We start from the raw sequence: 12414 nt of genomic DNA, 5'->3' as shown, positions 1-12414 counted from the left end.
TTACTTAAGGTTTTTGTTTTTCTCCAATGTGACTCTCGCCCCTTTTTTTAGCTAGAATCACTTGTTTTTGCCTTTCTGTTAAGGCAGCTTTCTTCTCTTCGGACGTCTTATCATAACAATGTGGACAGCTAATCCCCGGCGTATATTGCGGGCTTTCCAGCTCTTCTGGTGATAACGGCATACGGCAGGCATAACACTGATCGTATTCACCCACTTCCAACCCATGCTTCACGGCAACACGCTGGTCAAACACAAAGCACTCGCCTTCCCACATACTTTGTTCTTTCGGCACGGTTTCCAAATACTTGAGAATACCTCCCTGTAAATGGTATACCTCTTCAAAACCTTGTTGCTTCATAAAAGAAGAAGCTTTTTCACAACGGATGCCGCCGGTACAAAACATGGCGACTTTTTTATGTTTGGTTTTATCTAGATGCTGCGCAACGTATTCTGGAAACTCTCTAAAAGTAGCAGTTTTAGGGTCCACTGCGCCTTTAAAGGTACCGATATGCACTTCATAATCATTACGTGTATCCAGCAAAATCACGTCCGGGTCACTAATTAATGTATTCCAGTCTTCCGGTTTCACATAAGTACCCACCACATCATTCGGATTTACCCCCGCTACACCCATGGTGACAATTTCTTTTTTAAGCTTGACCTTCATGCGGTAAAACGGATGTGTATCAGCGTAAGATTCTTTATGTTCAAGATCACTGAATTCAGGAAAGCTTTTTAGATAAGCCAGCAAAGCACGGATATCTTCCGGTGCGCCAGCAATGGTGCCATTAATGCCTTCCCCTGCTAATAGCAACGTGCCTTTAATATGGTGCTGATTACAGGCGTCCAAAATAGGTGCCTGCAATGCTTGATAATTCGGCAAACTTACAAATTTATAGAGGGCAGCGGTTAAATATTGACTCATCACACAATAACACTAACTGAAAAAGGGGATTTTAACACCACCCGTTCTAATCGCGTATTAAAACCAGTATTTTGGGTACCGGCCTTCACGGGTGACATTGTTATAAATGAGGGCAACAATGGTAATTGCAATGGCGCCAAACAATGTTGGAAACAACAGAAAATCCCAACCTAAGCCACCATGAGAAGCGGCCAACAACCAAACAATCACCGGATTAGATCCAGCCGGCGGATGTACGGTGCGTGTCACCATCATGAGTGCGACCGCCGTGGCTACGGCGATTGCCAACGCCCACCAAGTCACCCCAAGCAAAGAAACTACTGTCAACCCAACCAATGAACTCAAGAAATGCCCGCCGACTGTGTTGCGCGGTTGCGCAAACGGTGCATCGGGATATGCAAATAAAATCACGCAAGAAGCGCCAAAGGAGCCAAGTATCAGCATATGCTCCAAGCGCTGCGTCAAGATTGCAACAACCGCAATCGCAATAAACGCGCCTAACCAAGCAAGCCCCACCGCTTTGGCCGAGAACGCAGCGGGCAACGCAGCACGCTCACCTTGCAACTTTTCTAATAAGCTCATGACGACTCCTCTTGATGAATTCTTATCTTTTTTTAAAAATGAGGTAACAACCCCATTAGGCCAGTACTAGAATCTCAGCCTTCCCTAGTCCAGATACGTCCCCTACCCAGCGCTGTACACGCATTTGTGTCAATGCAGCAAAGCGTGAATCCAGTGTTTTAAATGACTGATACAAAATATTCAAGAATGGTAATGTATGCCAGCCACAATCCAACCATGTAGCGTGCAATGTCGGTGCCTGTGCTAATAATAACGTGCCTCGCTTCATGCCAAAGCCTAGCCGTGCACCTGTTTTGCCTAACACACCTAAAGTACCGGCTTTCATACTCGATGCACAATACGCACCCGCATCGCCTTCAATCAGCAACATGCCTCTACGCATCGTATCACCTGCCCGTTCGCCTACATTGCCTTTGCAAATGAGTACGCCACCTTGCATGGCTGCACCCACAAAATCACCGACATTGCCTTCAATAATAATTTGGCCTATTTTCATTTGATAGCCAACATGGTGCATCAATGGGCTTGCTTGTTTGAATATGAGATGTGTAGTGTCTTCGCCAGCCACATCAAACACATCTGCTACGGTGAGCTGTTGCTGCAAGCGCATCGCTTTGATATCGGTCAGTGTTTTACCTGCTAGCGTGTCCGGTATCAGCGCTCGACAATCCACCTGAGTGGTAACCGTTGGTTTTAGCGTGAATATCAATGCGCTCATGCTGTCGCCCCCGATAGATTTCCTTGCAAGATTGGATGTAATTTAAAATGATGCTGCCCTAATTTACCGCCATAATTACCGGCAGAGATACGTTTGATACCAGCTTCGCTGCCTAGACTGCAAGCCGCTTCAATACCAACTTTCATGGACAAGGCGATGTCCTCAAACGTCAGGCCATCAATCACGATTTCCATCACGCTTTCAATGTCCATATCTAACTCCGTGTTGACCACACCTTTTAAGGTTGGGCAAAATGCATCGTTGGTGCTGGCAAACATTTTGGGGTATTTACTCCCCACTTTGGAACCCGAACGCACCACACCTCCAGGAAACGGCATGATCACATTAGGCACTTTTTTCATGGCCTCAATCGCTGCTTCGCATGCTGCTAATACTTGTGGCTGACTTTGGCCCAATACCAAAAAGTTACCGCCGCCAATCGCGCGCACCATACCGGTGGTTTCTTGCGTTAAAAACTCGCCATCCATCACCGGAATGCGCCAGTAACGTTGATTTACTCCGTTAGCATCTGGAATCAATTTAGACACTTGATTACCATCGCCAAAATAACGCAAATGTTTACCTAGACTAATTTGGTCTTCCGAGGCGATGCCCGAAAACGCGGCTGCCGTTGGACAGGTGAGAATACATTGTCCCATGCGGGTTTCCAATTGTTGCATCAGCACCTTGCTCCCCATGGCAAACATCAAAATGCTCACCCCTGGACGTCCGTCTGGTGTTTCATCAGCAGTCAATTCGCGTTCAATTCCAGCCTCTACGCCACAGCCGATCACGCTGGTCGCAAAACCAGTCATCGCATTCGCTGCGTGATAAGCCCATTTGAGATTTAGTGCAGTGATGATAATCCGCGTGCCGCGCATATTAAAAGCTTCGGCAAAGGTATCGTCTATTTGTACGCCGTTTAGTATCATTATTTACTCACGTTGGCATATGGTTAATGACTTGATTACGCCCATCTTGTGCAATCTCATCGTTACTAATCTTAAAGTTGTCTAACTGCATGGTGTGATACTTATCAAAATAGTCTTTTAATCCTTTTTCCACACCCACATCAAACGCAGGTTTGGTCGTATGTGTTTTACCCCACACCACTTTGACTACCTTGCCGTCTCTTACCACCAGCTCACCATCTTTAAACACGTAATCCGGTTTACTGAACATCGCTTCTTTGTCTGCTTGGTCTGTATACACCGTAATGTCTGCAGCGGCGCCAACACCCAAATGACCACGGTCATGTAAACCAATCAATTTGGCAGCTGCTGCACGTGTCATGGTCGCAATTTCATACAAACTGTACTCGCGATTCAGGCTGGTCAGGTTGCTCATGGCTTGTGCGTCTAGGTTCAACTTGGCAAATGCATCGTTCCTAAAGCTTTTATCCATCAATAAACGAATTAAATGCGGATAGCTTGTAAATGGCGCACCGTTAGGATGGTCTGTGGTTAAGAAAACACGCCATGGGTCTTCTACACTTAAGAAAATTTCCAAGCCAATCGCCCATTGCAACGCATTCACGTAATTTTGGTCGCGATATTTAAACGGCACGACACCGCAACCTGCATCGCATTCAATGTCCATAATCACCGATTTTTTAGGATTGGCGATTTTGGCATTGAGGTGCTGCATCATATTGTCGCCAGAAGCAGTGACAGTTTGACCAAATAGAATTTGGCCTACGTCTGCGCTGATATGCTTGTTGGCGTTAAGCGCTTGTGCTATTTGTGCAGCGGCCGATGAAAACTTCTTGTCGCCTTCTGTGCCGTAACTATGGAATTGGATATGCGTGAGATGCATCGGAATGCCATCGCTGGCACCCATCGTATCTAACGTGGTTTGAAAGTTACCCGCCGCGCCTAAGTTATTGCAATGCACATGCAATGGTTTTGCAATACCCAGCTCATGCACTGCGCGACTCAAACTTTGTAAAATTTGGCGCGGAGTCACTTGGTAATGCACATTGTTTTCGTCTAAATTCAAACGGCGTTGATTAAACTTGAATGCAGAAATACCACCTGGATTCACTACTTTAATACCAATGGTTTGTGTGGCATGCAGTGTCCAAGCCACATAATCGTTAATCGCTTTTTGGTCGGCTTTACCTGCTAGCAAACGCAAAAAATAATCGTCGTTGCCCAGCATGGCGTAGCCGCCTTTGTCGATCATGGGCGTATCGCCCATCTCCAAATGCGCTTGACGGGCATTGACCGCTAAAATCGCTGGTTCAAACGCAGCGGTATAGCCCATTTCGATATAGTGCATACCAGTATCGGTGGTGCTCGGCGTAGCATGATGCGTACAGCTTGGCGTACAGATGTGCGCCTCAGGCTCGGTATAGCGCTTGGTTTCCTGATATTCCGGCAACATCATGCGGGCGATATTCACTTTGCCGCCGCCGATATGGCTGTGCATATCAATCGCACCCGCCATGACGATCTTGCCGTTCAAATCAATCGTTTGCTGTAATTTTTCCGTGTCACTTGGTTTGGCAATAATGCGGCCATCGCGGATATAAATATCTTCACGCACACCATCTTTGCCATGTGCTGGATCAATGACTTTGGCGTTTTTAAGTAGAGTAATCATGCCAGTTGCGCCTCCAGTTTTAATAACACTTCGGCCAACGTTGGCAACGTACTTTCACGTACTTTTTTCAGTGGCAACACCACAGAGGAATCCACTCTAAACAGAGTGCCCGCAGCATCTAGTCCAGGCGTGGCTACTGGAATAAACACTTCCGGCGGCGTTGTAAATTGCGTATCAGGGTGCCCAAACGCAACTACCGGCTGACTCACGTTTGGCATCGGCTTATCTGGGCTAAAACTATTGATCCACACAATCAAATCGTGCGCATCCACGTCCTGCTCACCTAAAGTCAAGCCATCTAACCAAGTGTGTGCATAATTCACAGTGGTATCGCCATCGCTACCACCCAACCCCAAGCCCATGGCGCGCGACTGCTGATTCAAAATGACAACGCTCTCTGTAATATTTTGTATGGTGAGTTCTGCATGTGGAAAATCCAGATCTTTGGCTACCCAAATCAGTACGGCATATTTCGCTTGTTTAAGTTGCTCGACCAGTTGTGTTAACGCGCTTACCTTCACACCAGCGATGGCATCTACCTTGAGCACTTTGCCTTGCAACAGCGCACGTAAAGCAGCCGTGACCTCAGGTAAATCTATGGTTGCACAAGGCAACACGGTGGGTAATTCACCCTTAGGGCTCACACCCGGTGCGGTATTCAAATCATCGCCACCCAAATACACCACTTTGCGTGCGCTAGCATCTGTAAACATGGCTTCGTCGGTCCACACGGCACGCTCGAAAAACCGTGGATTGTGGTGCACCACATCAGTACCGATACAGACAATCATATCTGCGCGATTTTTTACTTCGGTTAACGTTGTGGTCTGCCATCCGGTAGATTGCAGCACCTTGGTATTACGTAGTGAGCTATGCACATTCATGTGCATCATATTGGCCTGCGGCCTGTTAGATTGCGCAGGGTGCGCAAACTGATAAGCCGCTCTAAAACCAGCCAAATCCGTACTGAGTCCAGCCACCAAAGGCATCTGCGCTTGCTGTACCAATTTTCCGGCATGCGCAATCGCTTCTACCAAGCTCACCGGTTTTCCAGCAATCATCGGCGTTGCTGCATTGAGCGGGCGTGAAAAGAATGCCACGGTTTTACCACAGGGTTTGCCTGACTTCACGGTCACATCTAGCTTGGCGTCCGGGCCCTGCCAGCTTACCGTCACATCATCACACAGCAACCCACAAGCGGGGCAAGTTGCATTGACTGTCTTTGTCGTTGAAGTTTGCATGAATACTATTCTGCCATATTTATAATGAGTTCAATATAAGTGAATCATCGCATGACCAATCACATCAATACACGAAACAATTTCACCACCTAAGCATCATAACGTGTTGAATAGCGGCATATTGCGTTATCAACATAACAAATCATGCGCTATTCCCGCTTTTGATGCTAGTTGCAGCTGGCGGCAACGATATTAATAGCGTATAAAATCGCAACTTTTGGTTTATTAAAACCACTAAAAATGGTAAGGTGTCGGTCTTTGTAAGTAGTTATTTTAATTCTTTAATTTTGTAAATTTTATTTGGAGTTTCCATGGCAGTAGAACGCACCCTCAGCATTATCAAACCAGACGCAGTAGCTAAAAACGTCATTGGTCAAATTTACACACGTTTTGAAAACGCGGGCTTAAAAATTGTTGCTGCAAAAATGGCACAATTAACACAAGCAGAAGCAGAAGGCTTTTACGCTGTGCATAAAGAGCGTCCTTTCTTCAAAGCGTTAGTCGATTTTATGATCTCTGGCCCAGTGATGATTCAAGCATTAGAAGGCGAAAACGCTGTGTTGAAAAACCGTGAACTGATGGGCGCAACCAACCCGAAAGAAGCTGCTGCAGGTACGATTCGTGCTGACTTTGCTGAAAGCATTGATGCTAACGCAGTACATGGTTCAGATTCTGCTGAGAATGCAGCTATCGAGATCAAATACTTCTTTGGTTAATCTCCAAACTGTACTTTGCAAACTGTACTTGAAAAGGTTAAACGTTGATTAATTTACTGAATTTCAATCAACCTCAACTCGCCGATTACTTCGTGAGTATCGGCGAGAAGCCTTTTCGTGCCAAGCAAATGATGCGCTGGATGCATCATTTTGGCGTGACCGATATCAATCAAATGACGGATATCGCTAAAGTGCTGCGTGAAAAATTAATGACGGAAACTGAAATGAAGTTGCCTGATGTGCAACTAGAGCAAATTTCAGATGACGGCACACGCAAGTGGCTGATTGGTACAGATACTGCCAATAGTATTGAAACTGTGTTTATTCCGGAAGATGACCGAGGCACACTGTGTGTTTCCAGCCAGGTAGGCTGCGCACTGGAGTGCACATTTTGTAGTACGGGTCGACAAGGGTTTAACCGCAATTTAAGCGTGTCCGAAATTATTGGCCAGCTGTGGATTGCGAATAAATCTTTACGCCAAGCAGATGGCTACGACATGCTACCGCTCAATGACCGGATTATCTCCAATGTGGTGATGATGGGCATGGGTGAGCCTTTGGCCAACTACGACAACGTGGTGACTGCCATGCAAATCATGCTGGACGACAGCGCTTACGGCTTGAGTCGCCGTCGCGTCACACTCTCTACCAGTGGTATGGTGCCTGCGATGGACAGATTAAAGGAAGACTGCCCGGTTGCATTGGCTGTATCACTGCATGCACCAAATGATGCACTGCGTGATGTGATTGTCCCGATTAACAAAAAATACCCAATTAAAGACCTGATGGCTGCATGTGAGCGCTATTTAGTCAAAGCCCCGCGCGATTTCGTCACCTTTGAATATGTGATGCTAGACGGTGTGAACGATACGGTGGAACATGCACACCAATTACTGGATATCGTTAAAAATGTCCCATGTAAATTTAACCTGATTCCGTTTAACCCATTCCCCAATAGCGGCTATGAAACGTCAAAACCTAGTCATATTCGCGTGTTTCGTGATATTTTAATGAGCGCTGGCTATGTCGTGACCGTTCGCAAAACCCGTGGTGACGATATTGACGCTGCATGCGGTCAATTGGCTGGCAAAGTCCTAGATAAAACCAAACGTAGTTTGAAACATATTTCTGTACAGGCGGTGTCTTAATGCAATGGATGTTGGGTAGATTTGTAGCGGCCATGCTGGCTGTAGTGCTCAGTGCCTGTGTATCACAACAATCCACCAACCCCTATAACACCGATTCTGCGCTCACCAATCAAGCGCGTGCGCACACCGAGCTAGGTGCTGCCTACTTACAAGAAAGCAAATTTGAGATTGCCTTAGAAGAATTCAATATTGCACTGCGTAACGACCCAGACTACGCCCTTGCCTACAACGGGCTTGGACTGGTTTACGGGACATTGGGTGAAAATGCCAAAGCTGACGCTGCTTTTCAGAAAGCATTGCAACTTAAACCAAACAGTTCAGAATCGCACAATAATTATGGTAACTTTTTATGCAAAACAAACCGTTATGATGAGTCTATCAATCACTTTTTAAGCGCCGTTAAAAACCCTTTGTACGAAACACCGCATCTCGCTTATGCCAACGCTGGGATTTGTTCCATTCGTAAAAAAGACTATATCAATGCCGAACGTTACTTAACCGCAGCCTTGCAATTGCAACCTTTGTTACACCCAGCTGCCTACCATCTTGCCAACTTGCAATTCAATCGTGGCGATATAAAGGCAGCTAAAGCAACCTTGCAAAACACGTTGATTGCTGCACCGAGTGCAGAAGTACTGTGGTTAGGCATTAAGATTGAACGTGTGTTGGGTGATAAAGACAATGAGGCTAGCTATGCGATTCAGCTCAGAAAACAATACCCCAACTCAGCCGAAACACAATTGCTGTTAAATTCACAACATTAGTACACTCCGGATCATTTACCATGGCGCGAAAAGCACAAAGTAAACCTGAACAAGTGGTTGAGACTACTGAACCAACGCAAGCGGCGACTGTTGAGATCGAATCGCCAGCCCCTCTCATACAAGAGGCCTTGCCTTCCGCTTGTGGAGGTGCGCTGAGGGCTGCCCGTGAAAAACAAAAACTAAGCGTACAGGATATTGCCAGCCAATTACGTTTAGGCGTCAATCAAGTCGAAGCGCTTGAAGCCGATCGCTATGATAAGTTGCCCCAGCCGTCGATTGTGCGTGGCTTTATTCGCAACTATGCTAAAGCGCTTAAAATAGATGCTGCGCCTATAGTGGCGGCTTATAGCGCATTAGTACCAGATATTTCACCACAATCTTTCGCTGTCAAACCGCCAGAGCACCGTTCTGTCATTGGTGAGCATCGCGCTAGCTTTTCTTTCAAGTCGTTCATTGGCTTACTGCTGTGCTTTGCATTAATCGCTGGTCTATTCTATTACTACACGCAAGTAATTAAACCAAACGTGATATCCGAGATTGCGATTTCAGCTGCAAAACCAGGTGCCGAATCTACGCCAGCAGCGCCTGTTGATGGCGGCGTAGAATTTGCGTTGCCCGCTGCAGAGCGGCAAGACAACACCACACCGATTGAGTTACCAGCACCTGCCACAGATGCTACCAGTAGCAATAATTTAACACTGCCCACTGCCACTGAATTGGCAACCCAACAGGGACCACAAGCGGCCAATACAAGAGTAATCCCTACGACAAACAATGCGAGCACTAGCAATAACGCTGCAACCGCAGCAGCCAATGCACTCCAGCCTAAGCCAAATGTGACAACAGCCACCCCACCACCTATCGAACCTATTCCACCGAAAGAGCCTGTCCAAAACACAGCTAAAAGTGCACAACTGGTCATTGATGCCACAGAAGAAACCTGGGTAAATATAGTGGATGCCAGTGGCAAGCAAATCTACAGCAAAGTGCTGGCTGCAGGCACATCAGATAGCGTTAATATTGCCCCTCCCCTTAGCATTACGGTAGGCAACGCGCATGGCACTTCTATCTCCATGAATGGCCAAGCACTAGATTTATTGGCACACACTAGAGATAGAGTCGCCCGCATCAAAGTGAATTAAGGTGTGATGATGCGTAGAAACACTCGACAAGTAATGGTTGGTCACGTCCCAGTGGGCGGTGGCCTAAACGGGAGCATACCAGCCAGTGTGGTTGTGCAAAGCATGACCAATACTGACACTGCCGATGCAGCCTCCACCATTCAACAAGTATACGAACTATGGCAAGCCGGTTCTGAGGTAGTGCGCATTACCGTGAACTCGCCCGAAGCTGCTGCACAAGTGAGCAATATCCGTCGTGGCGTAGATGCGCTAGGCTGTAACGTGCCACTGGTGGGCGATTTTCACTATAACGGCCACAAGTTATTACAAGCTTATCCGGATTGCGCGCAAGCCTTGGCCAAATATCGTATCAACCCAGGCAATGTGGGCAAAGGCAGTAAGCGTGATGAGCAATTTGCCGCCATGATTGAAGCGGCGATTCAATATAAAAAAGCGGTACGCATTGGGGTTAACTGGGGCAGCTTAGACCAAGCCAAAATGGCACGTATGATGGATGAAAACAGCCAATCTACTTCTCCACTCTCTGCCGATGCTCTGATGCAGGAAGCACTGATTCAATCTGCGTTGGAGAGCGCACAGCAGGCGGTAGATATTGGCTTAGATCCCAATCAAATCATTATTTCTTGCAAGGTCAGCAATGTACAAGATTTAGTGAAAGTCTATACCGATTTAGCCCAGCGCTGCGATTACCCGCTGCATTTAGGCTTAACCGAAGCTGGCATGGGCTCCAAAGGCATTGTGGCTTCTACCGCAGCTTTGGCGTTGCTGTTACAGGCAGGTATTGGCGATACGATTCGTGTCTCACTCACACCAGAGCCTAATGAATCACGCACAAAAGAAGTAGTCGTTGCGCAGGAGATTCTGCAAACCATGGGCATCCGTTCCTTCACACCCTTGGTCACTGCTTGTCCGGGTTGTGGACGCACGACCAGTACCTACTTTCAAGAACTAGCCATGCAAATTCAGAGCTACCTGCGCACGCAAATGCCGGTATGGCGTGCCGCATATCCAGGTGTAGAAAATATGAGCGTCGCCGTGATGGGCTGCGTAGTTAATGGCCCTGGTGAATCAAAACTGGCCAATATCGGTATTAGCTTGCCCGGTACTGGCGAAGTCCCCGTTGCGCCAGTATTTGTCGACGGTGAAAAAACCGTCACCCTTAAAGGCGACCATATCGCACAAGAATTCCAAGCGATTGTCGAAGACTACGTACAGAAAAATTATGTAGAAGGTGGAAAGTTACGCACCACCCTACCCCCTAAAACCATTCCGATTCAAGCAATTTAAGCCTAAGTTTAAGCAATGAGCACCTCTCCCACCTCCAAATTCCAGTCCATCAAAGGCTTTTACGATATCCTTCCTGAGTCCACGCCTCTCTGGTTTAAATTGGAAGATACCGCACGCCAAGTACTCGCCAGCTATGGTTACAACAATATCCGCATGCCACTAGTAGAGCCTACCGAGCTATTTGTGCGCAGCGTGGGTGAACACACCGACATTGTTGAAAAAGAAATGTATGCATGGGAAGACGCGCTGAATGGCGACAAGCTGACCTTGCGCCCAGAAGGTACCGCTGGTTGCGTGCGCGCCGTGGTCGAGCACAGCTTGACCTACAATGGGCCGCAACGCTTATGGTATATGGGGCCGATGTTCAGACACGAAAACGTGCAGAAAGGCCGCCAACGCCAATTCCATCAAATTGGTGTAGAAGCCTTTGGCTTTGATGGCCCGGATGTGGATGCAGAACAAATCATTCTGCTGGCCAGACTATGGAATGCATTAGGCATTCAAGATGTAGCCTTACAAATCAACAGCATAGGCGATGCAAGTGAACGTGCCGCCTATCGTCAAACATTGATTCAATATTTTGAACAGCATACAGATTTATTAGATGAAGATGCCAAGCGCCGCTTACATACGAATCCACTACGTATTTTAGATACCAAAAATCCGCGCATGCAAGCCATATGTGAAGCAGCGCCCAAGCTGATGGATTGCTTGGGTGAAGCCTCTAAACAACACTTTGAGCGCCTTTGCCAACTACTGACACAAGCCGGTATAGCCTACACTGTAAACCACCGCTTAGTACGTGGTTTGGACTACTACAACCGCACCGTATTTGAGTGGGTCACCACCAAGCTTGGTGCGCAAGGCACCATTGCCGGTGGTGGACGTTACGATACGTTAGTGGAGCGACTGGGTGGGCAGCCCACCCCTGCTTGCGGCTTTGGCATTGGCTTAGAACGTGTGTTTTTATTGATGCAGGAATATGGCGTGACCGCAAGTAATGCACCAGACATTTACTTAGTGAATGTGGGAGAACATGCTGAAAAACACGCATTTTTAATGGCAGAACAATTACGTAACGATGGTTTACGTGTGGTGTTACATGCAGGCGGCGGTAGCTTTAAATCGCAAATGAAAAAAGCCGACCGAAGCGGCGCACGCTTCGCAGCTATTCTTGGTGATGACGAAGCCTTAGCCGGCGAAATTTCGATTAAGCCACTACTCAATGCAGGTGAGCAAAAACGTTGTAAACTAAACGAAGTACGCGAATTGATTAGCTAGTTGATT

12 protein-coding genes are annotated in these 12414 nt (G+C 47.1%); 6 read left to right on the top strand and 6 right to left on the bottom strand.

Annotation, left to right across the window (positions count from 1 at the left end; genetic code table 11):
- Positions 1–4: 4 nt before the first annotated feature.
- The 6 genes from trhO to FG11_RS03385 are packed head-to-tail and all read right to left on the bottom strand — an operon-like array spanning position 5 to position 6070.
- The gene (gene trhO / locus FG11_RS03410) at positions 5–925 is read right to left on the bottom strand and encodes an oxygen-dependent tRNA uridine(34) hydroxylase TrhO (RefSeq protein ID WP_020181667.1); all 921 of its coding nucleotides are present in this window, start codon (positions 923–925) and stop codon (positions 5–7) included.
- A gap of 57 nt (positions 926–982) precedes the next feature.
- Positions 983–1507, bottom strand: coding sequence for an HPP family protein (locus FG11_RS03405; RefSeq protein ID WP_047533134.1), 525 nt, complete (start codon positions 1505–1507; stop codon positions 983–985).
- A 55-nt stretch (positions 1508–1562) separates the two neighbouring features.
- Positions 1563–2225 (bottom strand): hypothetical protein, encoded by a 663-nt coding sequence (locus FG11_RS03400; protein ID WP_020181665.1) that lies wholly within the window; start codon positions 2223–2225, stop codon positions 1563–1565.
- Positions 2222–3157, bottom strand: a complete 936-nt coding sequence (gene fhcD, locus FG11_RS03395) for a formylmethanofuran--tetrahydromethanopterin N-formyltransferase (RefSeq protein WP_047533132.1) — start codon at positions 3155–3157, stop codon at positions 2222–2224. The genes FG11_RS03400 and fhcD overlap by 4 nt, the downstream gene beginning before the upstream one ends.
- A 7-nt stretch (positions 3158–3164) precedes the next feature.
- Positions 3165–4829 carry a formylmethanofuran dehydrogenase subunit A gene (locus FG11_RS03390; RefSeq protein ID WP_047533129.1) on the bottom strand — a complete coding sequence of 555 codons (1665 nt, stop codon included), beginning with the start codon at positions 4827–4829 and terminating at the stop codon, positions 3165–3167.
- The gene (locus FG11_RS03385; RefSeq protein ID WP_052184918.1) at positions 4826–6070 is read right to left on the bottom strand and encodes a formylmethanofuran dehydrogenase; all 1245 of its coding nucleotides are present in this window, start codon (positions 6068–6070) and stop codon (positions 4826–4828) included. The genes FG11_RS03390 and FG11_RS03385 overlap by 4 nt, the downstream gene beginning before the upstream one ends.
- Before the next feature lie 311 nt (positions 6071–6381).
- On the opposite strand from FG11_RS03385, the gene ndk reads away from it, so the two are divergent.
- From ndk to hisS, 6 genes are read left to right on the top strand one after another with little or no spacing between them, the layout of a single operon-like run.
- On the top strand, positions 6382–6786 hold the full coding sequence (gene ndk / locus FG11_RS03380; protein WP_020181661.1) for a nucleoside-diphosphate kinase: 405 nt from the start codon (positions 6382–6384) through the stop codon (positions 6784–6786).
- A 44-nt stretch (positions 6787–6830) separates the two neighbouring features.
- The gene (gene rlmN / locus FG11_RS03375) at positions 6831–7934 is read left to right on the top strand and encodes a 23S rRNA (adenine(2503)-C(2))-methyltransferase RlmN (protein ID WP_047533124.1); all 1104 of its coding nucleotides are present in this window, start codon (positions 6831–6833) and stop codon (positions 7932–7934) included.
- Positions 7934–8698, top strand: a complete 765-nt coding sequence (pilW, locus tag FG11_RS03370) for a type IV pilus biogenesis/stability protein PilW (protein ID WP_025224044.1) — start codon at positions 7934–7936, stop codon at positions 8696–8698. The genes rlmN and pilW overlap by 1 nt, the downstream gene beginning before the upstream one ends.
- 20 nt (positions 8699–8718) lie before the next feature.
- Positions 8719–9840, top strand: coding sequence for a helix-turn-helix domain-containing protein (locus tag FG11_RS03365; RefSeq protein WP_047533122.1), 1122 nt, complete (start codon positions 8719–8721; stop codon positions 9838–9840).
- Positions 9841–9849: 9 nt separating this feature from the next.
- Positions 9850–11127, top strand: a complete 1278-nt coding sequence (gene ispG, locus FG11_RS03360) for a flavodoxin-dependent (E)-4-hydroxy-3-methylbut-2-enyl-diphosphate synthase (RefSeq protein ID WP_029647370.1) — start codon at positions 9850–9852, stop codon at positions 11125–11127.
- A 15-nt stretch (positions 11128–11142) separates the two neighbouring features.
- Positions 11143–12408, top strand: a complete 1266-nt coding sequence (gene hisS / locus FG11_RS03355) for a histidine--tRNA ligase (protein WP_047533120.1) — start codon at positions 11143–11145, stop codon at positions 12406–12408.
- The last annotated feature ends 6 nt before the right edge of the window (positions 12409–12414 follow it).

This window comes from Methylotenera sp. N17 (genome assembly GCF_000799155.1).
Lineage (GTDB): Bacteria > Pseudomonadota > Gammaproteobacteria > Burkholderiales > Methylophilaceae > Methylophilus.
This window is presented reverse-complemented; position numbering and strand designations above follow the sequence as displayed.